Consider the following 21321-nt stretch of genomic DNA (forward strand, 5'->3'; position numbering starts at 1 on the left):
CGGGCACGCGAGCAAGGGGTGGACTGCACGCTAACATCTCCGCGAGGCGCGCTCACTGGAAACGCGCCGCGCCATTCTGAGAATCTCCATCGCGGCACCGGTGGCCCGCGCGACAAAACCGCGCGGGCCTGCGATCGTCGATCAGGGATTCAGTCGCGCGGGACCGGTGCGAAGTTTGGCTTCGAGCTGCGCGCGCACCGCCGCATGCGCGGCGTCGTCCGCGAAGTTCCGCGTTTCGAGCGGATCGACGGCGTAGTCGTAGAGCTCCACCGCGACACGTTCGCCGGCGAGGCTCCAGCCGCGCCGCCACTCGATGAGCCGGCAATCCGCCGTGCGCACGGCGTGGCCGATCACGAGCTCCTTGCGCGCCTCGTCCCCGAACGTCCACCTGCGGTCGAAGACATGGAAAACGGCGTCCTTCCACGGGCGACCGGGCTCGCGCAGCACCGGGGCAAAGCTCGTGCCGTCTGTGACGGGAAGCGGCGCGATGCCGCAGAGCTCCGCGAGCGTCGGCAGGACGTCGACCGTCTCGACCAGCGCGGACGAGCGGGCGCCGGCGCGCGTGACGCCGGGAGCGCGCACGATGAGCGGCGAATGCGCAGCCTCCTCGAAGTTCGTCTGCTTTCCCCAGAGATTCAGGTCGCCTAGGTGAAAACCGTGATCGCCCCACAGCACCACGATGGTGTTTTCCGCGAGGCCTTCGCGTTCGAGCGCGTCGAGCACCCGGCCGATCTGCGCGTCGACGAAGCTCACGCACGCGAAATAGCCGTGGCGAACCCAGCGCGCCGTCGCCTCCGGCATCTGCTGCGCGTCCCAGTCGCCTTTCGGCAGCGGCGCGTGCCCGTCGTAGTCGTAATTGTGGAAATTCGGATTTTTGCTCCACGCGATCGCCGGCACATCGCGCGGCGCGCGCGGATTCGCGGCGAGCGGCAGCGCAGCCTCATCGTAGAGATCCCAGTAGCGCTTCGGTGCGACGAACGGGATGTGCGGTTTGTGGAAGCCCACCGCGAGCATGAACGGCTGGTCGCCGGACTTGAGGCGTGCGAGCTGCGCGATGGCGTCGTCGGCGAGCGCGCCATCGATGTAGGCGTTGTCGGGCTGGTCGACGCCCTCCGCGATCGGCGCGCCGCCGGGCAGATCGTAGTCGTCGCCACGATTGCCGCCGCGGGCGCGCTTCGCTTGCTGCCACGCCTTCAATTTCGCGTCGTTCGCCGGGTCGCCGTAGCCGCGACCGCGATCGGATTTCTGCAAGACGTCGAACGTGTCGCTGAGCGTGCCGCCTTCGACGTGCCAGATTTTCCCGAGCGACACGGTGGTGTAGCCCGCGGCCTTGAAGGTGCGGCCCCACGGCTGCGCACCCGGCACCTTTTCCCACACGGGCGGGCCGTAGGTTTGGTGCGTGCGCTCCGGGCTCAGACTGGTGAGCAGCGCGACACGCGAGGGGATGCAAACGGCGAACTGCGTGTAGTGCCGCTCGAAGACCTCGGCCGTGCGCGCGAAGCGATCGATGTTCGGCGTCTTGATGAACGGACTGCCGTAGCAGCCGAGTTCGGGGCGCAGGTCGTCGACCGCGATGAACAGCACGTTGGGCCGCGCCGGCGCGGCGGCGCTGGCGGCGCTCCACGCACCGGCCAGCATCGCAGTCGCAAAAATTCGGAGCGGATTCGAGCGCGGGTGCATCGTCGGTTTAGTCGGGTTCGTTTTCCGAATCGCGCAGCTTGGGGCTCGGCGGCGCCGGCGGATTGGCCGAGCGGTTGACGATCCCGGCCGGCAACGCCGCTTTCCAACCGGCGTGCAACTGGCGCGCCAACTCGGCGAGCAACACGGTGTGGCCCGGCTGGTCGGCGAGGTTGATGGTCTCGTTCGGGTCTTCCTGATGATCGTAGAGCTCGCAGGCGGTGACGCTGCCCTCCTGCTTGCTCCGCCATTCGACGTAGCGATAGCGGTCGGTGCGGATGGCGTAGCCTTCGACCGTGTTGCGGCGGGGGAATTGGCTGAACGCCGCCGCCTTCCACGGAGTGTCAGGCTTCGCGAGCAGCGGCTTGAAGCTCGTGCCCTCGAGGTAGTCCGGCACAGAGAGGCCGCAGAGATCGAGCAGCGAAGGATAGATGTCGACGTATTCCACCAGCGCGTTCGTGCGCTGGCCCGCCGCGAATCCCGGCGCGCGCACGATCAGCGGCGACCAGGTCGAGCGTTCGTAGTTCGTCGTCTTGCCCCACATGCCGTGGTCCTGGAGATGCCAGCCGTGATCGCCGATGAAGACGACGATGGTGTTCTCCGCCGCGCCGGATTTTTCCAGCGCCTCGAGCACGCGCCCGACCTGCGCGTCGACGAAGCTCACGCAGGCGAAATAGTCGCGCCGCAACTCGCGCTGCTGCGCCACCGTGACGTCGTCGCTCGGATAGCCCGCGAACTTCGTGATCGCGTGGTGCGAGGTCGCGTATTCCGGCACGCCGGCGTTCGCCTGCGGATTGGGCGAGAGCGGCACCGTGTCGAGGTCGTAGAGGTTGGCGTATTTCTGCGGCGCGACCCACGGCAGATGCGGCTTCTGGAAGCCGACCGCGAGGAAGAAGGGCTCGTCGAGCTTCGCCACGCGACCGATGGTCTCGACCGCGGCGTCGGCGATCTGGCCGTCCTGATAGGCATCGTCGGGCTTGTCGCCGAACTCGGAGACGGGCGCGCGGCCTTTCGCGGCGTCGCCCTTTTTGCCGCCGGTGCGCTTGATCGTCTCGGACATCACGTAGTAGCCGGCGCTCGGTTTGAAGTGCGGCTCGGAGAGCGGCTCGATGAGGCCGTGGTGCACCTTGCCGAACGTGCGCACATGATAGCCCTGCTCCATGAACGCGCGCATGAGCGACGGCTTTTCCTTCAGGAAGGTGTCGACGAAATACTTCGTGTAGGGGTAGTCGACGCCCGTGGTGTCGGGCCGGCAACCGGTGAGGAAGCTGGCCCGCGTCGCCGCACAGACCGCCTGTTGCACGTAGGGGCGCTCGAACAGCGTGCCGGTCTTCGCCAGCCGGTCGATGTTCGGCGTGTGCATGTAGTTCGCGCCGTAGCAGCCGAGTTCGGGCCGCATGTCGTCGGAAACGATGAACAGGACGTTCGGGCGCTTCGGCGGAGCGGCGAGCGCCGCCGTCGCGGTCAGAATCGCCAGGGCCGGAGCGAGAATGCGAGGGGACTTTTTCATGAAAGCGGAAGTCTTCCCAGCGACGCGGGGCGCGCTGGGAGGGTTACGTCAAAACGACAGGGTGTTCGTCCACTGAACGCTGCGCGGCTCGGTGTAGCGCACGGAGCCGCCGTTGGTGTAGCGGTCCTGCACGTCGAGGACGTTGCCGATGCTCAACTGCGAGCGCCAAGTGAGGCCTTTGCCGAGTTTGCGGCGGTAGCCGATGAACACATCCGCAACCGTGCTCTCGTCGAGATAGACGTTCACGCCGTTGACGTTCGCGAAGAACGGCTGGCTGCGATACCTCAGTGCGCCGCCGACGTTGAATCCCTTGAACGGGCCGTCCGCGAAGGCGTAGCGCGTGAGCAGGTTGAACGCGTATTTCTTTCCACCCTGGAAGCGGCGACCGACACTCGACGGATCGCTGGCGGAGGCGGTGATCTTCGCGTCGGTGTAGGCGAAGCCGCCCGAGACGGTCCAGTGCGGCGTCGGATCGACGTCGACCTGCGCCTCGTAGCCCTTCGAGCGGCCGGTCTGTCCGGGCACGCTGACGACGCGCGAGACCGGCAGGCCGGTGACGGGGTCGTTCGTGGTGATCGTCTTGTTCTCTGCGATGTTCGTCTTCTCGATGTCGAACGCGGAGAGTTGGGCGTTCACCCGCGCGTCCCAGAGATCGAACTTCACGCCACCCTCGGTGCCCTTGCCCGTTTGCGGCGGCAGCACCTGGTTGTTCTCGTCGAAACGGAAGCCGTTCGTGTTCTTGAGCGATTCCGAATAGGTCGTGAAGAGCGAGATGTGTTTCGTGACGTGCGCGAGCGCGCCGAGCGTCGGGCTGACGCGGCTGTCGCTCGTGGTGCGCGCAGCGCCGAAGGTGCGCGTGTTGCCGGCGAAGATCGGGTCGTGCTGCTCGTTGTCGAACTTGTCGTAGCGGGCGCCGAGGAGCGTGCGCAGGCGGCCGTCGAGGTAGGAACCGGACGCGGCGAAGAGGCCGGCGTAGGCGTCGACGCGGTTGAGGTTGTTGCCGTTGTTGGTGAGCGGGCGGTAGCCGGTGCCGGCGAGGCCGCTCGGATACACGGCGACGGCGAGCCGGTCGTTGTCGGGCGAGCCAGGGGTGACGGTGAAGACCTCGGTCACGGTCGCGTTCGTCGCGATCGTGTAGAGCTCGTCGTTGATCGAGTCGACGTCGTGGCGGTTGTAGTCGGCCGCGGTGATGATGCGCTGGTGCGTCCAGCCGAGATCGAGTTCGTAGGAGGAGAACAGGCGCACGCCGCGCGCGCCTTCGTCGATCGTGCGGCGGCCCCAGCTGCGGTTGACGGTGAACGCGCCGGTGTTCACCGCGTAGCGCACGGTGCCGGTGTTGCGCGCGACGTCGTTGAGAAAATCCATCTGCTGGTAGTTGGCGGTGAGCAGGAGCTGCCAGTTCTGCGTCGGCACGAATTGGATTTCGCCGAACACATTGCGGTAGCGGCGGCGGCTGAGGTCGTCGGGGCCCTCGAACTTCGTGCCGATCGGCACGATCGATTCCGGGACGGGATAACCGAGGAGGCTCTTCAACGTGCCGTTGGCGGGCACGCGCGCGTAGAGGCTGTCGGTGAGATAGGCGAGCAGGCTCGCCGGGATCGCCTTGGCCTGGTCGGCGGAGGTGAAGTTGAAGGTCGGCACGGTGCTCGGGCCGTGCACGCGCTGCTCGCCGTATTCGATGTCGCCGCGCACGGTCACGCGGCTGTCGAACAGGCGCAGTCCGCCGGTGAGAAAGATGTTGCGGCGCAGATCGCCGGTCCAGTGTTCCCAGCTCCCCTTGCTCTGGTAGAGGCCGAGCGCGCGCAGGGCGAAGCGCTGGTTGCCGGCGTTCACGTCGAAGGTCGCGCGGTTGAGATCGTCGGAGCCGATGCGATACGACGCCGTGGCGCTGCGGTTGTCGAACCGGGCGCGCACGGTCACGACGTTGAGCAGACCGCCGGGGTCCGCCTCGCCGTAGATGAGCGAATTCGCGCCGCGGATCACCTCGACGCGGTCGGCGTTGTAGGTGTCGCTCGGCAGGTAACGGATGAAGAAGTTCGTGAGCTGCGTGTCGCTTTGGAAGCCGCGGAGGTTGACCGCGCGGTCGCTGTTCGTCTGCTCGGTGCTCTCCGCGCCGACGAGCAGCGGGCCGAGGTTGCGGAAATCGGTGACGTTGAAATCCGCGAGCTGCTGCGAGTTGACGACCTGGATCGAGAGCGGCAGGTCGCGCACTTCTTCCACGGTGCGGCTGCCGCTGAGCGTCTGGGCCGTGTGGTAGCTCGACGAGGTCGTGGCGGAAACCTCGAAGACGGAGAGCTGCACGACTTCCTCGCCGGGTTTGCCCGGCGCAGTCGTTTGCGCGACGAGAGAGCACGCCGCGCAAAGCAGGAGAAACGGGGTCGCGTGGCGCGTCAGGTGCGGGCGCAACGCCAGTCGGGGGTGAGGGGCTTGGGGTGACATCGCCGGAGCTTAGCGTTTCGACGCGGTCGGATTGAATGAGTTCTTTCGGCGAAATTCTGTGAATGCCGCGCGTGTCGCAAGCGGCGGTTTCGCAGGAAACCGGCGGCGGCGCGCGACGTCTTGCTAGCCATCACCTGATATTCTTTGCTGCCGCCATGAGCCCCGCCAAACGTGTCGCCGTCGTCATCCGCACGCGCTTCGAGGAGAACCAGGCGATCCTCCGCGGGATCGCGCAATTCGAGCAGCGACGCGGACCTTGGCTCGCCTTCGTCGACGACCAGGCGGTGAGCGTGCAGGAACCGGACTGGTTGTTCCGACAGGAATGGGACGGCGTGATCTGCGGGCCGACGAGCGCGGCCATCGCGCAGCAGTGCCGACGCCGGCGCATCCCACTCGTCGATCTGCGCGACAATCCCGAGGTGTTTCCCGGCGTGCCGAAGGTGCGCCCCGACAACGTCGCGATCGGCCACGTCGGCGCCGAGCATCTGCTCGAGAAAGGCTACGCGCACTTCGGTTTCTGCGGCTTCGCCAACACTTCGTGGTCGCAGGAGCGGCGCGCCGGCTTCGTCGAGGCGGTGCAGCTCGGCGGCCAGCAGTGCGACGTGCTCGAGACCGACTATCCGGGCAAGCAGGCGCCCGACTGGAACAGCGCGCAGGAGGCCGTGATCGTGGACTGGCTGCGGCGCCTGCCCCGCCCCGTCGCCGTCATGGCGTGCAACGATCTGCGCGCCATCCAGGTCATCAACGCCTGCCAGCAGGCCGGCATCGTGGTGCCCGAGGAAGTGGCCGTGCTCGGTGCGAACAACGAGTCGTCGCGCTGCGAGCTTTGCCATCCCTCTCTCTCCAGCGTGGCGGTGAACGCCACCCGCATCGGCTACCGCGCCGCGGAGTTGCTGCACGCGGCCATGAAGGGCGCGGTGGAAAAGGAAGCCGGCGAGCTCGTCGAGCCGTTGAAGGTCGTCGCCCGCCGTTCGACCGACGTGCTGGCCATCGGCGACCCGAAAGTCGCGCGCGCCCTCCACTACATCCGCGAGCATGCGTGTCGCGGCCTCACCGTCGACGAGGTGGTGCGCGAGGTGCACGTCTCCCGCAGCGTGCTCGAACGGAAGTTCCGCAACTACCTTCGCCGCTCGCCGCAGGCCGAAATCCGCTACGCTCAGGTGCAGCGCGCGAAGGAGCTGCTTGCCGAAACCGACGCCTCGATCGCCGAGATCGCGGAGGCGACGAGCATCGAATATCCGGAATACCTGTGCGTGCTCTTCAAGCGCATCACCGGCGAGACCCCGCGCCGCTATCGGGAAAAGGCGCGAAGCTGGAAGCAAGACGCTCCCCCGGCCTAGCAAAAAGAGTATCAGATTCCTGCCGCTCAAGCTCATGGCCGCCACCGCCGCGGCCGCCTAAACTCGGTTCATGCCCCCTTCTTCACCGAAGCCGAGCAGGCGCGTGCTCGAGCGACATCCGGCCAATCCCATCCTGCATCCCCGCGGCATGCCGTTTCCCTGCGCGGGCGTCTACAACTCCGGCGTCGTGAAGACCGCGGGCGGCGATTACATCATGGCCAGCCGCGTCGAGGAGCCGAGCAAACGGCACCACGCCTGGATTTCGCGCAGCCGCGACGGCGTGCAGTTCACTCCGGACGCGGGGCCGCTGCGCGTCCACTGCGACGCCGCGCGGCAGGCGGAGTTCATCGACGCCACCAAGATCGCGCCACCCGGCCTCGGCACCTGGTGGGACCCGCGGATCAATCCGCTCGAGGGCGAGCACTACCTGACCTACGCCGCCGTTTCCAAAAGCGGCTGCCGCATCGGGCTCGCGCGCCTCGATCGCGATTTCCGCTCGGCGCAACACGTCAGTTTCCCGCACCACATCCAGAACCGCAACGCCGTGCTCTTCCCCGAGAAGATCGGCGGCCTCTACTGGATGCTGCACCGCCCGCAGCACCCGAACGGCGGCGGCTCGATCTGGATCTCCGCGTCACCCGACCTGCACTTCTGGGGACACTCGCGCCCCGTCGCCCACCCGCACCGCTTCTGGGAACACAAGAAAATCGGCCCCGCCGCGCCCCCGATCCGGACCGCCGAAGGCTGGCTGATCGTCCACCACGGCGTGTTCCCGCACTGCAACGGCGTGAACTACGCCGCCGGCGCCATGCTGCTCGATCTCGAACAGCCCTGGCGCGTCGTCGCCCGCGGCGCCCATCCGATCCTCTGGGTCGAGGAAACCTACGAGATGATCGGCCAGGTGCCGAACGTGGTTTTTCCCGGCGCCGTGATCCCCGAACCCGACGGCAGCGTAAAAGTCTACTACGGCGGCGCCGACTACGTGCAATGCCTCGCCACTGGCACGCTCGCGGATCTGGTCGCCGCAGCGCGCGCCACCGACGGCGCGGAGGACAACGGCTTCGGCCCGGCATGAGCGCGCCTCCGCACGTCGTCCTCATCCTCACGGACCAGCAGCGTGCCGACACCATCGCCGCGCAGGGAAACGTCTGGATGCGCACGCCGCACCTCGACGCGCTCGTGCGCGGCGGCGTGTCCTTCACCAACTGCCATGCCGCTGGCGCCACTTGCACGCCGTCGCGCGCCGCGCTCTTCACCGGCATGTATGCGCACAACACCGGCTGCTATTCCTTCAACCCCTGGGCGCATCACCGGCTCTGGGTGCAGGACCTCGCCGACGCCGGCTACTACTGCGTCAATCTCGGCAAGATGCACCTCCAGCCGCGCGACGCCTCCGCCGGCTTCCACGAGCGGCTGATCGTCGAAAACCCCACCTCGACCTCGCGCGACGGCGGACACGGCGACGACGCGTGGGGGCGTCACCTCGCCTTGCACGGCCACGCCCGGCCCAACTTCCGCCACCGCACCGATCCGGAGTGGACGAAGAAACTCCAATCCGTGCCGTGGCATCTCGACGAACGCCTCCACAGCGACGTCTTCACCGGCGACTCGGCCGTCGCCTGGATCGAGCGCGAAGCCGATCCTGCGCGCCCCACGTTCCTCCAGATCGGCTTCCCCGGCCCGCACGAGCCCTGGGACCCGCTGCCGCGCCACCTCGCCGCCTACGACGGACGCGAGTCGGAATTCCCCGCGCCGGTGGACCGGCCGCACGATTTCGCGCACAACCCGCCGCAGCACGCCGCCGTCCGCGACTTCCATGCCCGCGTCGATCACGAGTCACGCATCGATCTCTCCGGCGCAACCGACGCCGACCTCCGCCGCATGCGAAAGCACTACTACGCGAAAGTGACGCTCGTAGACGAGCAGATCGGCCGCGTCGTCGCCGCGCTCGAGCGCAAAGGCATGCTGGAAAACAGCGTCGTCATCGTGACCTCCGACCACGGCGAGATGCTCGGCGACCACGGTCTCGCCTACAAATGGCTGATGTTCGACCAAGTCACCCGCGTGCCGCTCATCGTGCGGGATTTCCGCCCCGGTGCGCCGGGCGGCTTCGTCGCCCCGCAACTGGTCTCGCTCATCGATCTCGGTCCGACGGTGTGCGAGCTCGCAGGCATCGCTCCGCCCGCGCGGCTCGAAGGACAATCGCTCGCCGGCTATCTGCGCACCGAGACCGTGCCGGCGCGGCGTCATGTCTTTTGCGAGGACAGCTATCTCCTCATGATCCGCTCCGTGACGGCCAAGCTCGTCCTCTACCACGGCCAACCCGAGGGAGAACTCTACGATCTCGCCCGCGATCCGCACGAATCCCGCAACCTCTGGAACGATCCCGCGCACGCCGCGCTGAAGCAGGAACTCCAGAACGAACTCCTCGCCTGGCTCGGCGCAAGTTGTCTGCACACGTGGGGCTACAAGGCGCGCGCCGAATCCGCCGCCGGCGCCTACGGCGTGCGCTGGCCGCGCCCCGACGACCACAGCCTCCACGGCCCGAACTACAAGCCGCGCGCCCTGCCCCACCTTTGAAAAACTTCGCCGCCCTCCTCGCCGCCGCCACCGCTCTCGCTCTCGCCGGCCGTGCCGCACCGATCGATCCGCAAGCCACCGCGGAGACGCGCGCGCTCTGCGCGAACCTCGGCGCGGTCGCCCGCGATCACATCCTCGTCGGCCATCACCACACGACCGCGCGCGGCGCAGGTTGGCGCTGGCAGGCCGGGCGCTCCGACGTCCGCGCACTCGTCGACGATTTTCCGGCGGTGCACGGCTGGGATTTCAGCCTCCTCGTCGCCGAGCCCGAGCGTCGCGCCGACGCCGCGCGCGACATCGTCGCCGCCTTCGAGCGCGGCGCCGTCATCACGCTGAGCTGGCACGCCGCCAATCCCGTTTCCGGCGGCGGCTACAACGACCACACGCCCGCCGTCGCGTCGATCCTGCCGGGCGGCCCTCAGCACGAAAAATTCGTCGCGATGCTCGACGACCTCGCCGACTTCCTCGCCACCCTGCGCGACAAATCGGGACGCCCTGTGCCGGTGATCTTCCGTCCGTGGCACGAGCACACCGGCGCTACGATGTGGTGGGGCCAACCGTATTGCACGAAGGACGAATTCGTCGCGCTATGGCGCTTCACGGTGCAACACCTGCGCGATACGCGCGGCCTGCACCAGTTGCTCTGGGCCTACTCGCCGAACCGTCGCGCGTCGCCCGAGACCTACTTCGAGCGCTACCCCGGCGACGCGTGGGTGGATGTGTTCGGCTACGATTTCTACTCGAAGAGCGACCTCGCCCGCGCCGCGCCGTGCCTGCGCCTCGCCGTCGCCGAGGCCGCGAAGCGCGGCAAGCTCGCGGCCCTCACCGAAACCGGCCCGCAGGCGGGCTGGCGCCAGAACGGCAAACCCGACTACTTCACCGGCGAACTGCTGCCCCTCCTGCGCGACGAGCCCGCCCTGCGCGGGCTCGCCTACGTGCTTTTCTGGCAAAACGCCTCGACGGAGCAGCATTGGATTCCGCTGCCGGGCGAGCCCGGCGCCGAGGATTTCAAGAAATTCCACGCCGACCCGTTCACGCTGTTCGAGCGCGACCTGCCTCCGCTCTACCGCTCCGGCGGCGCGGCGCCCGCGCCGCAGTCCTGAATTTATGCCCATCACCGTTTCCGCTCCCGCCCTGCCCAACATTCCGTGGGAAGAGCGCCTGGCGAACTCCTCGGAGGTTCTCTGGCGCTTTTCCGGCAATCCCGTCATCCGGCGCGATCACCTGCCGACGTCGAACAGCATCTTCAACAGCGCGGTCGTGCCGTTCCGCGGCGGCTTCGCCGGCGTGTTCCGCGTCGACAACCGTGCCGTGCAGATGCGCATTCACGCTGGCTTCAGCCCGGACGCGCTGCACTGGGATATCGCGCCGCAACCACTGACGCTCGAGGGCGCCGACCCCGAGCTCGGCGGCATGGTTTACGGCTACGACCCGCGCGTGACGCCGATCGACGGCCGTTACTACGTCACCTGGTGCAACGGCTACCACGGCCCGACGATCGGCGTGGCCTGGACCGAGGACTTCAAACGCTTCCACCAACTCGAGAACGCGCTGCTGCCCTACAACCGCAACGGAGTGCTCTTCCCGCGCCGCATCGGCGGCCGCTACGCACTGCTCAGCCGGCCGAGCGACAACGGCCACACTGCCTTCGGCGATATCTTCTACAGCGAAAGTCCGGACCTCGAGTTCTGGGGCCGCCATCGCCACGTGATGGGGCCCGTGCGCATCGAGAAAGGCTGGCAATCGCTCAAGATCGGCGCCGGTCCCGTGCCGATCGAAACCTCGGAAGGCTGGCTGCTGCTGTATCACGGCGTGCAGCGCTCGTGCAACGGCTACGTCTATTCGTTCGGCGCCGCGCTGCTCGACTTGGAGAAACCCTGGAAGGTGATCGCGCGCGCCGCGCCGTATCTGATCGCGCCGTGGATGCCCTACGAAACGACCGGTGACGTGCCGAACGTCTGCTTCCCGTGCGCCGCGCTCGTCGACGGCACGACCGGGCGCCTCGCGATCTACTACGGCGGCGCCGACACGGTGACGTGCGTGGCCTTCGGGCGCGTGAACGAGCTCATCGCCTTCATCCGCGCGAACAACGAGCTGGCGACCTGATCGGACGCGCTCGTCCGAGCCGCGGCGGATGAGGTTCATGTTTCATCCGCCGCACCCGGGCACCCGGCAACGCATCACGGCGGCAGCGGCGCATCGATCGTGCGCAGCGAGTAATCCGGCAGCGTGCCCGGCGGCGTCCAGGTCGACGACGGCGTCAGGACAATGTCGTCCACGGCGATGCCGGAGCGATTCATCCAGACATTGAACGTGTGGAGTCCCGCGGTCGTCACCGTCACGGACGCATACGGCGCGACGTTGCCCTGGCCGCGAACCCAGCGCCACGAGGTGGGCACGTCGGAGCTGAGTTTCTGCGTCGAAGCCGCACCATCGAGGCCGAACCAAACTCCCGTCGACGACGTGCCGTTTTTCAGGCGGACCCAAACGTAATACGTCCCCGCCTGCGCGAAGTTCACGCGGAAATCCAGCCGCGGCGCATTGGCGGCGCTCTTCGAGACATCGTCCGCGGGCAGCGCGCGCACCGCGCCGCGCCCGAGCGCGTTCGCCACCGAAAAATAGCGCCAATCGTGCGCCGGTCCCGCGGCGGCGATGCCGTAGCTGACGGCCTCGATGCGCACGAGCCCGTTGGTGTCGGGCTGCCACACCATGAGCTGGCCGCTTGCCGTCCGCGCACCGACGGTGGTGTAGAAGGTGGTGACGTCGGTGTTGCCGACGATCTTCCGACCGGGCTGCCCGGCCGTGTAACCCCAGCGGGTCCACGGCAGGTCGGCGCGCTCGACGACTTCGATCAAATCGCGCTCGTAGCCGAGTTGGTCATCGGCCGTGATGTCGGCACCGAACTGGTCGACGTAGAGCGGCACGGCATTGCGCGTCGAGAAATCCACCGCCCACTGTAGATACCAGGTGAGGAAATTCTGGCACAGCATCAGGGGAAAATTGGCCGGCTCTTTCCGGCGCAGGTTGAAAACCTTCTCGGAGTCGCGCGGCAGTTCGAGAACGTTGCCGTCGCCGTCCTTTTCGCCGGGCTGGAGTGTGAGCAAGGGCGTGAAGTCCGTCTGCGTGGCTTGCGGGTAAAGTGCGTTTTCCGGCGGCACGCCGGCCGGAGCGCTGCCGTCCTGAATCCACGGCTTCGGCATCAGCACGTTCACCTCGTAGATCAAGCGACCGCGATAGGAGGCGAGCGCCGTGTAGTAGCCGTCGTAGCGATACTGCATCGTGTCGTAATTGAAGTCGGTCCCGACGAAGAACGGCGTCCAGGTGTCGCCGGCCCCGCCGCTCGCGACGGGCGCGCTGATCTGATCCATCAGCGCCTTTTGGAACGTCGTCAGCACGCTCCACGGCTCCGGATTGAACGCGCTCGCGCTGGGCTCGGCGAGCAGCCCGTAGCCGGCCACGTAGTCCGTGTCCTTGTAGAGCTTGGCCAGATAGACCCAGGTTTTCTGCAAGGCCAGGTAGGTCGCGCCGGTCGGGCTGTAGAGGTCGGGTAACTTGGACGTCGGATCGTCCAGGCGCATCTCGAGGACGAACCAGATGCCGGCGCCGGAGAGCGCCTGCACCCAGCCGTCGATCTGGCTGAGGTAATCCGGCTTCAGGCCGGAGTCGTGGTTCGGATCGCGCGTGTCGTCGTTCCACTCGATCGGCAGACGCGCGAAGTTCATCTTGAGATTGTTCTTCAAGTCGGCGGCGTCGGCAGTTGTCGCGCCCTTCAGATTGCCGCCGCGCAACTGGATCACGCTGCCAGCGTCGTCGAGGATGAGGCGATCGACGATGGACAGGCGCTTCGGCGTGGCGGTCGCCGTGGTGACAAGAACAGCCAGCAACATTCCCCGCGCGAGGCGGGCGAAAACAGTTTTCATGACAAAGGAGAAGCAGACGGCACCGAGGGGAATCCCGGCCGCGGCGGTGCCGGCCGCGGCCGGGAGGAAAACCCATCAGAGCACGAAGAGCGCGGTGCGGAAGCGATGCGCGCGTCCGCTGGGAACGTTCGTCTGCACCGTGAGCATCGCCTGGACGGGACGGTTGGTCGCCAGCGGGGTCACCATGATCAGGTAGCGTTGCGGATCGCCCGTGAGCGGCCGCAATTCCGCCGCAAAAAACCCGGTCGGCTCGCAGCTCACACCCGTCGGCCGCAGCGTTTCACCGGGCGTGACGGTCAGCTCGACCACCTGCGCGGCCGGTTCCGTGCCGCGCTGCCAGGTCAGCAGGCGCGGCTCCACCACCATCCGCTCGGGAATCGTGACGTCGAGTGTCAGCGCCGTCGGAGCGGCGACATCAGTGTCGACGTAGACGGTTTTCCGCTGCCGACCTGTCAGGTCGGCGTAGAGGAGCTTGAGCGTGATGACACCAGATTCGCCGGGCGCGTAGGTGCGTTGCGCAAGCTCTGCCGAAGTGCATCCGCAACAGGTGCGCACGGCCTTGATCGTGATCGGTTCGACGCCGGTGTTACGGAAGGGATACTTCAGCACCAGTGTCGTCGCGTCGGGATCGGCGGTCGCTTGACGGGCCGTGGTTTCGAAGGCCAGCTGCCCGCGCGCGGCGACCACAACCATCACGCCCGCGAGCAGAAGGCCGCGCCACGCCAGGCGCCGGACGAGGGGCGTTTTCACGGATTCGGCAGTTCGATGCGCCGCACCGAGTAGCTCGGCAACGAAGCGGTGTTCGGGTCGTAGCTGGAATCCGTCGTCAGGAGCACTTCGTCGACCGCCACGTTGGACTTGTTCATCCAGACATTGAACGTGTGGAAGCCGCTCGAGCCCACGCTGACCGAGGCCGCGGCGGAATTGTTCGAGTGCCGCTTCACCCACGACCACGAATTCGGGCTGGCGGACGCGAGCTGTCCGCTGGAGGCGGTGCCGTCGAGTCCATACCAGACGCCATTCGACGAGGTGCCGTCCCTCATTCGCACCCAGACGTAGAACGTCTTCGGGTAGCTGAGCGTCGAAGGAAACTTCACGCGGAAATCCAGCCGCGGCGACGTCGCGTCGGCCGGCACGGTGCCGCCGGAGCTGACGGCCTTCGCGCGCAGGCCGACGGCATCGATCGCGTTCGCCTCGTCGTAGAGCTGCCAGCGGAAGTTGTCGGGCACTGCGGCGATTTGCCGGCTGACGTGCTCGGCGCGGATGCGCACGACGCCCGCGCCACCGGTATCGAGTGCGGCGTGTCCGAGCACTTCGCCGTTCGCGATCTTCGTGCCGACCGTGCCATAGTAGGTCTCTACCGCCGCGTTGCCCTTGATCTGGCGCGTGCTCGATCCGGCGTTGTAGCCCCAGCGCGTCCAGCCGAGGCCGAGTTTCTCGGCGGTCTCGATCAGGTCCTTCTCGTAGGAGAGCTGGCCAAGCGCGGCCGTGGTGGCGCCGAATTGATCGAGCACGAACGGCACCTTGTTCGTGGCCATGAAGCCGGCCGCGTAATGCTGAAGATACCATTCGAAGAAGTTGCGGTTGAGCAGGCCGGGGATCATCTCCCCGTTGGCGTCGACGCGGTGGTAGTTGAAGAGTTTCTCGAGTTCCCAATCCTCGGGGCCGCCCACGACGGGTGCGATGAGATCGTCGTAATTCGCCAGCGCCGTCTGCGGATAGGTATACTGCGTGCCGGTCGGAGTGCCGGGATTCGTCGTGGCACCGTAGCAGGGGTTCCATTCGGGCGGCGGGATGATCTGAGTGGCCGGCGTCGTCTTGCTCCAGCCGTGCTGGATCCAGGGTTTGGGCATGAGCACGTTGACCTCGAAGATGCAGCGCTCCGGATAGGCCGCGATGACCGCGTCGTAGTCCGGGTAGCGGAATTGCAAGGTGTCGTAGTTGAAATCGGTGCCGACGAAGAACGGCGTCCACGTATCGCCCGCCCCGCCGCCGCTCGTCGCGCTGATCTTGTTCATCACCGAGATTTGGAAATTTGTCAGAATGGTCACGGGCTGAGGCGTCGGGTTACTCGGAGAGGAAGTCGCGACGCGACTGGCACTCGGCTCGGCGAGAATGCCGTAGCCGGCAATGTAGTCGGTGTTCTTGAAGGCGTTCGCGATCGCCACCCAGAAATTCAGGAATTTCGTGTGCCGCAGCGACGTGGTGTCGTAGGGCGGCTGTCCGGCCGCATAGATATCTCCATCGTTTTCGTTTGGCTCCGCTTTTTCCGCGTTGGCGTCGCAATCGTTGAGGCGCGCCTCGAGGTAGGTCCAGAGCCCCTGCTCCGTGAGCTTGGTGACCCAAAGCTGCGTGAGTTCGACGATGTCGGGCACAGTGTTCGGGATCGGCTGGCGGACGACTAATCCAGCCGCGTCGAGCGAGTAGCTGTAGAGATCGATGAGGTCGCCGTTTTCATCGATCGTGCGATCGTCGTAGCTCGGATGACTATACGGGAAGTATTTGAACTCCACCGGCAGGCGCACGCAGTTCATCTTGTAGGTGTTCTTCATCTCGTCCGCCACAGTGGCGGGCGCGACGGAGCCGTCGTTGGCGTTGACGTTGGCACCGCGCAGGACGATCGGGCGCCCGAGTTCGTCGTAGATTTGCGTGCCGCGGATCGTGAGGCGCTTCGGCGTGGCGAAGGCCGTGGCGGCCAGGAGTGAACTCACCAACACAAGGACGGCGGCGCGCGCGGGCCCGCGAGAGACAATCGCTCGGAGTTTCATGGAGGACGAGGGGTGGAGGGTATCAGCGCTTCGCCGCGGAGGCTCCGGGCGAAGTGCGCGCAACCTACTCCATCCGCTCCGCGCGCGCATTGTGAACGCGCGCCTTTCCCCTGTGAAAACACGGCGACGCGCCGCTCACAGCGCCGCGCTCAGGCGGTGGCGGAAGCTGTCGCCGCGCTCCGCCAGCCACGTCGCGAGACGCCGCCGCAAATCACTCGCGCCCGCATCGGTCGGATTCACCGTCGGACTGAGTTGAAACGGATCGCGTTCGAGATCGTAGAGCAATTCGCGATAGCCGCCGCGCCGCGCGTCGGCGTCGGCCACGAACAGGTGTCGCGGCGTGCGCAGCGCGCGCCAGCCGAGGTTGTCGCGCGTGCCGCTCTGCTCCAACACACGCCGGCGCGGCGCGAAGAAACACAGCCCCGCCTCCTCCGGTCCAGCGAACGCCGGATCGCGCAGGCAACGCGAGAGCACGCGACCGTCCAGCCCCGCGGGCGCGCGCACGCGGAGCAGATCGAGCAGCGTGGGCATCAGGTCGGGACTGTTGATCAGCGCGTCGGTGCGCGCTCCGGCCGGCAGTTGCCCGGGCCAGCGCACGAGCAGCGGCACGGAGATCGATTCCTCGTGCCACACGAATTTCTGCATCAGGCCGTGCGAGCCGAGCATCTCGCCGTGGTCCGAGGTATAGACGACGATCGTGTTGTCGGCGAGGCCGGCACCGTCGAGGTAGTCGAGCAGGCGTCCGAACTCGGCGTCGACCGCCGTGCAACCACCGAAATAACCCGGCAACGCGGGCGCGGCATAGCCGTCGGGGACGTTTGGGCGGCGCGGCAGTTTGCGATCGCGATACGGCGCTTCGAATTCGGCGGGGGCGTGATATTGAATGTCGCGCCCCGAGTAGCCGGCTTCCTCCATCATGCGCGCGTAGGCGTCGTCGACCGGGAAATCGGCATACGGCGCGAAACCCGTGCCGTGGGTATTGTGCGGCGCGACCCAGGAAAGGAAGAGAGCGAACGGCTTATCCTTCGGTCGCTCGCGCAGGTGGCGCAGCGCCACGTCGGTCTCGTGCGTCGCCTGCCAACCCGATCCGCGCACGACGGGCTCCGGCGATTCCTCCCAGTAGCTCAACTCGAAGAGGTTGTGGTTGACGTTGTTCGCGTGCCAGAAATCGAAGCCGCCGCGGTGGCTGCGCGGGACGAATTGCGCGCCGTGGTGCAGATGCCATTTGCCGATGTAGGCGGTGTGGTAATCGGCATCGCGGAGCGCGTCGCCGATCGTCGGCACGGCGGGCGACAGCACATCGTCGTTCGCCAGCACGCCGCAACCGTGCGGGAAGCGCCCCGTGAGCATGCAGGCGCGATTCGGCGTGCACACCGGACAGGTTGCCACCGCCTGCGTCGCCAGCACCCCCTGGCGCGCGAACGCATCGAGATTCGGCGTCAGCACCGGATCTTCACCCATGCAACCGACCGCGTGACGCCGCTGCTGGTCGGAAAAGACGAAGACGAGGTTGGGTTGCATCGGCGCGATCCTACCAGACCGTGGACGCGCGGGCATTGAGAACGCGACGGCGCGGTCTGAAATCCTTTGCCCTCCGGCGCATCCGACAAAGCATCTCAGAATGAAGCCGGGCTCGCTCCTTGGCCGTCATCTGCCTTGCATCTATGCTAACCCGATGAGGAAAGCTCCCCTGCCCTTGCTGCGCGCGTCCGTGGGCGCCGCCCTGTTCGCCACCGCGCCGCTCGCCTCGCACGCCGCCGCTGCGGCGCACGCACGCCCGAACATCATCGTCATCCAAACCGACGACCAGGGGTTCGATGACATGGGATTTCGTCACCCGTCGGGCCGCGGCCCGCGCACCCCGACGTTCGACGCCCTCGCCGCGCGTGGCGTTCGTTTCGAGAATTTCTACGTGGCGCCGCTCTGCTCGCCGACGCGCTCGATGTTCCTCACCGGCCGGCATCATCTGCGCACCGGCGTCTGGGGCGTGCACGCCGGGCAGGATTTTCTCTCGCTCGACGAAACCATCGTTGCCCAACCGCTCCGCGCCGCCGGCTACCGCACCGGCTTCATGGGCAAGTGGCACGTGGGAAAAACCACCGGCTATTTTCCCTGGGAACGCGGCTTCGAGGAAGCAACGATGGCGCGCCTCTACGTCTACAAGGACAATCCCATGATGCGTAACGGCCGGCCGCTGCCGACCGAGGGTTGGACCGAGGAGCGCCTCGCCGACATGGCGGTGGACTTCATCGATCGCGCCGACGACCGGCCGTTCTTCCTCTACTATTGCCCGATCACCTGCCACGGCGGCGTGGGCGGTCCGCGCGAAATCAGTGACGGCGCCGCGAATGCCGGCTTCCACGCGCCGCCCGAGTTCATCGAGGCGTATCGCCAGGCAGGCGTCACCACGGAGCTCGCGCGGCTCTACGGCAGCCTCACGTTCCTCGACACACAGCTCGCGCGGATCTTTGCCGAACTCGAGAAACGCGGACTGGCGGAAAACACGCTCGTGTTCGTCCTCGGCGACAACGGTCCGACGCACCAGACGCTCAACGAGGAGGAATGGCAGTTGCGCAACCCGAGCGGCCTGCGCGGCGCCAAGACGCGCGTCGACGAGAACGGCGTGCGCAGCTTCCTCTTCGTCACGCAGCCCGGCCACCTCGGCGCGCGCGTCGTGCAGGACGTCGCCACCGTCGCCGATCTCTATCCCACCATTCTCGCCGCCGCCGGCGTCGCGCTGCCGCACGACCAGAAACCGCTCGACGGCTTCGACCTGCATCCGCTCCTCGAGCGCGGCCAATGGGAACACGCCGACCGCGCATGGTGCCAGATCGAGTTGCTCAACAGCGCGGGCCTCGAAGTCGGCAAACTCCCGCGCGTCGACCCCGCCGGCCTGACCGTGCGCCCGCAACCGCTGCTCACGCTCGGTGACGCCGCGAACTCCATCGCGAACGTGTTCTCCGTGCGCCGGGGCAACCTGAAACTCACCAAGGGGTCGCTCTACGACCTCAGCACGCCGGACGGACGACGCGAACGCAGCGCGATCGAGAATCCCGCGATCAAGACCGAGTTCGATACGATCTTCGCGGGTTGGTGGAGCGGCGTCGTGGCGCAGCCGCCGTCGTTCCAGAAACCGGTGCTCGTGCTGCCGGCGCGCGTGCCGGCCGACGATCCCGGCGCCACGGCGATCGCGACCGGCTTCTACGCCTACCTCGCCGTCGCCGCGCAGGGCCCGGCGGTCCGCGTGGAGAACCACGCCGTGCTCGGCCTCGGCAATCCCGGTGACCGTCTGACCTTCCGCGTCGCGCCGGGCGCGAGCACCCGCTATCGCGCGTCGCTGCGTTTCCGCGGCAAGATGCCGGCGGAATCCGCGACGCTCCGGCTGCATCTCGAAAACGGTGCCGCGGTCGAAGCTACCACGCACGAAAACGACCTCGAATTCCCGCCGCTCGCCTTGCCCGAGGCTTCGCCCGCGCAGCCGCTGCTACTGTATCTCGAAGTCGCCGGCGCCAGCGCCGTGAAACTCCCGGCGCTGACCGAACTCCGCTTCACGCCCATCGGCGGCTCATGAGCACGCCGCCCGCCTCCGTCAGCCCCGCACCTCGCCCCGTCACGCTGCCGGAGGAGCGCGTGCCGTGGCGCGAGAAGCTCGCGTTCGGCATCGGCGGCATCCTCGACAATTTCGGCAACGCCGGCCTCAAGAACGTCGCGAATCCGATCTTCAACATCGTGCTCGGCGTCAGCCCCGCGCTGGTCGGGCTGATGATCTCGATCTCGCGCGTCTGGGATGCGTTCATCGATCCGCTCGTCGGCAGCGCCTCCGACAACGCCCGCACGCGCTGGGGCCGCCGCAAGCCCTTCGTCGCCGCCGGCATCGTCGGCTGCGCCGTCGCGCTGCCGTTGATGATGTTCTGCCCCGCCGGCGGCAGCGAGGCGTCGCGCTTCGCCTGGTTGATGACTACCGGCCTGCTGTTCTATGCGGCCTACGCCGTGTTCGTGATTCCGTTCAACGCCCTCGCGTTCGAGATGACGTCGGACACGCACGAGCGCACGCGCGTGCAGGCGGTGAAAACCATCGTGGCCGCGATCTCGGGCGTCGGCATCCAATGGATTTTCCCGCTCACGCAGAACGGCTGGCTCGGCGACCCGGTGCAGAGCGTGCGGATCGTCGGCCTCGGCCTCGGCGTGCTTTACCTGCTGATCGGCGTGGTGCCGCTCGTGACGCTGAAGGAGCGGCTCTTTCGCCAAGCGACCAAGCAGGCCGTCGTGCCGCTCCGCACCAGTCTGCCCACCGCGCTCCGCAGCCGGCCATTCCGGTTGCTGTTGCTCGTGATCGTGCTCACCCACCTCGGCCTGAACACCGTCAACGCGCTCGGCATCTACGTGAACGTCTACTACGTCCACGGCGGCGACGCGAAGGCCGCCTCGATCGTCAGCGGCTGGTGGGGCACGGTCTATCTGCTCTCGACCATCGCGCTCACACCCGTCATCGCCGCGCTCTCCGGCCGCATCGGCAAGCGCCGCGCCCTGCTCGTCTGCCTCGCCTGCGTGCTCACGGGCTCGACCCTGAAATGGTTCCTCTTCACGCCCGCGCACCCGCACTGGCAGCTCGTCATCGGCGTGCTGCTCGGTCCGGGCCTCTCCGGCCTCTGGATGCTCGTGCCCTCGATGACCATGGACATCGTCGACCATGAGGAGCTACAAAACGGGACGCGCTCCGACGCGCTGTATTACGCGATCTCCGCGTGGGTCGGAAAATGCGGCCTCGCCCTCAGCCTGTTCCTCTCAGGCCTCCTGCTGGTCGGGCTCGGTTTCGACGCGAAGCTCGGCGCGCAACAAAGCGCCACGACGCTGTTCTGGATGCGCGTCTGCTTCGCCTGGCTGCCGGCGCTCACCGTCATCGTGTCGCTGATCACGGTCGCCCGCTTCCCTCTCACCACGGAAAAAATGCTCGAAGTGCGCGCCGAACTCCTGCGCCGCCGCCAAGCCGCGGCGAACGCATGAGCCCCGCCGCCTGACGCCTCTCTCTCTCGTGCCACCGTCGCGCGCCGCCTGCCGGCGCCACCGACGACGCGCGAGCTTGTCCT

Annotated in this window: 14 protein-coding genes; 7 read left to right on the top strand and 7 right to left on the bottom strand. The window is 67.2% G+C overall.

Features of this window, described 5'->3' with window-relative positions:
• Positions 1-141 precede the first annotated feature (141 nt).
• From KF715_06140 to KF715_06150, 3 genes are read right to left on the bottom strand one after another with little or no spacing between them, the layout of a single operon-like run.
• Positions 142-1638, bottom strand: a complete 1497-nt coding sequence (locus KF715_06140; protein ID MBX3736246.1) for a sulfatase — start codon at positions 1636-1638, stop codon at positions 142-144.
• A 49-nt stretch (positions 1639-1687) separates the two neighbouring features.
• Complete coding sequence (locus KF715_06145) at positions 1688-3187, bottom strand: sulfatase (protein ID MBX3736247.1); 1500 nt, start codon at positions 3185-3187, stop codon at positions 1688-1690.
• 48 nt (positions 3188-3235) lie between these two features.
• A complete protein-coding gene (locus KF715_06150; protein MBX3736248.1) occupies positions 3236-5626 on the bottom strand; it encodes a TonB-dependent receptor in 2391 nt (796 codons plus the stop codon).
• 155 nt (positions 5627-5781) lie between these two features.
• Here KF715_06150 and KF715_06155 point away from each other — a divergent pair, with 155 nt between their 5' ends.
• From KF715_06155 to KF715_06175, 5 genes are all read left to right on the top strand, one after another.
• The gene (locus KF715_06155) at positions 5782-6966 is read left to right on the top strand and encodes a DNA-binding transcriptional regulator (protein ID MBX3736249.1); all 1185 of its coding nucleotides are present in this window, start codon (positions 5782-5784) and stop codon (positions 6964-6966) included.
• A gap of 148 nt (positions 6967-7114) precedes the next feature.
• Positions 7115-8041: a glycoside hydrolase family 130 protein gene (locus tag KF715_06160; protein MBX3736250.1), complete on the top strand. Its 927-nt coding sequence runs from the start codon at positions 7115-7117 to the stop codon at positions 8039-8041.
• Positions 8038-9546, top strand: coding sequence for a sulfatase-like hydrolase/transferase (locus KF715_06165; GenBank protein ID MBX3736251.1), 1509 nt, complete (start codon positions 8038-8040; stop codon positions 9544-9546). Before KF715_06160 ends, KF715_06165 begins: the two co-directional genes overlap by 4 nt.
• Positions 9543-10649 carry a hypothetical protein gene (locus KF715_06170; GenBank protein ID MBX3736252.1) on the top strand — a complete coding sequence of 369 codons (1107 nt, stop codon included), beginning with the start codon at positions 9543-9545 and terminating at the stop codon, positions 10647-10649. Before KF715_06165 ends, KF715_06170 begins: the two co-directional genes overlap by 4 nt.
• Positions 10650-10653: 4 nt before the next feature.
• Positions 10654-11652 (top strand): glycoside hydrolase family 130 protein, encoded by a 999-nt coding sequence (locus KF715_06175; GenBank protein MBX3736253.1) that lies wholly within the window; start codon positions 10654-10656, stop codon positions 11650-11652.
• A 74-nt stretch (positions 11653-11726) separates the two neighbouring features.
• Here KF715_06175 and KF715_06180 read toward each other — a convergent pair whose 3' ends face one another.
• From KF715_06180 to KF715_06195, 4 genes are all read right to left on the bottom strand, one after another.
• Positions 11727-13466, bottom strand: coding sequence for a cellulase family glycosylhydrolase (locus KF715_06180; GenBank protein MBX3736254.1), 1740 nt, complete (start codon positions 13464-13466; stop codon positions 11727-11729).
• A gap of 75 nt (positions 13467-13541) precedes the next feature.
• A complete protein-coding gene (locus tag KF715_06185; protein MBX3736255.1) occupies positions 13542-14216 on the bottom strand; it encodes a DUF1573 domain-containing protein in 675 nt (224 codons plus the stop codon).
• A complete protein-coding gene (locus KF715_06190; GenBank protein ID MBX3736256.1) occupies positions 14213-16177 on the bottom strand; it encodes a hypothetical protein in 1965 nt (654 codons plus the stop codon). Before KF715_06190 ends, KF715_06185 begins: the two co-directional genes overlap by 4 nt.
• A gap of 192 nt (positions 16178-16369) precedes the next feature.
• Positions 16370-17755 carry a sulfatase gene (locus KF715_06195; GenBank protein MBX3736257.1) on the bottom strand — a complete coding sequence of 462 codons (1386 nt, stop codon included), beginning with the start codon at positions 17753-17755 and terminating at the stop codon, positions 16370-16372.
• 154 nt (positions 17756-17909) lie between these two features.
• On the opposite strand from KF715_06195, the gene KF715_06200 reads away from it, so the two are divergent.
• The gene (locus KF715_06200) at positions 17910-19805 is read left to right on the top strand and encodes a sulfatase-like hydrolase/transferase (protein ID MBX3736258.1); all 1896 of its coding nucleotides are present in this window, start codon (positions 17910-17912) and stop codon (positions 19803-19805) included.
• Complete coding sequence (locus KF715_06205; GenBank protein MBX3736259.1) at positions 19802-21238, top strand: MFS transporter; 1437 nt, start codon at positions 19802-19804, stop codon at positions 21236-21238. Before KF715_06200 ends, KF715_06205 begins: the two co-directional genes overlap by 4 nt.
• Positions 21239-21321 lie beyond the last annotated feature (83 nt).

The sequence above is a fragment of the Candidatus Didemnitutus sp. genome (assembly GCA_019634575.1).
GTDB lineage: Bacteria > Verrucomicrobiota > Verrucomicrobiia > Opitutales > Opitutaceae > Didemnitutus.

Excerpts from the sequence above, each read along its gene's own strand:
- KF715_06205 (MBX3736259.1), top strand. The coding sequence starts at position 19,802 with ATGAGCACGCCGCCCGCCTCCGTCAGCCCCGCACCTCGCCCCGTCACG.
- KF715_06155 (MBX3736249.1), top strand. The coding sequence starts at position 5,782 with ATGAGCCCCGCCAAACGTGTCGCCGTCGTCATCCGCACGCGCTTCGAG.
- KF715_06180 (MBX3736254.1), bottom strand. The coding sequence starts at position 13,466 with ATGAAAACTGTTTTCGCCCGCCTCGCGCGGGGAATGTTGCTGGCTGTT.
- KF715_06145 (MBX3736247.1), bottom strand. The coding sequence starts at position 3,187 with ATGAAAAAGTCCCCTCGCATTCTCGCTCCGGCCCTGGCGATTCTGACC.
- KF715_06195 (MBX3736257.1), bottom strand. The coding sequence starts at position 17,755 with ATGCAACCCAACCTCGTCTTCGTCTTTTCCGACCAGCAGCGGCGTCAC.
- KF715_06140 (MBX3736246.1), bottom strand. The coding sequence starts at position 1,638 with ATGCTGGCCGGTGCGTGGAGCGCCGCCAGCGCCGCCGCGCCGGCGCGG.
- KF715_06150 (MBX3736248.1), bottom strand. The coding sequence starts at position 5,626 with ATGTCACCCCAAGCCCCTCACCCCCGACTGGCGTTGCGCCCGCACCTG.
- KF715_06200 (MBX3736258.1), top strand. The coding sequence starts at position 17,910 with ATGAGGAAAGCTCCCCTGCCCTTGCTGCGCGCGTCCGTGGGCGCCGCC.
- KF715_06160 (MBX3736250.1), top strand. The coding sequence starts at position 7,115 with ATGCCGTTTCCCTGCGCGGGCGTCTACAACTCCGGCGTCGTGAAGACC.
- KF715_06175 (MBX3736253.1), top strand. The coding sequence starts at position 10,654 with ATGCCCATCACCGTTTCCGCTCCCGCCCTGCCCAACATTCCGTGGGAA.
- KF715_06165 (MBX3736251.1), top strand. The coding sequence starts at position 8,038 with ATGAGCGCGCCTCCGCACGTCGTCCTCATCCTCACGGACCAGCAGCGT.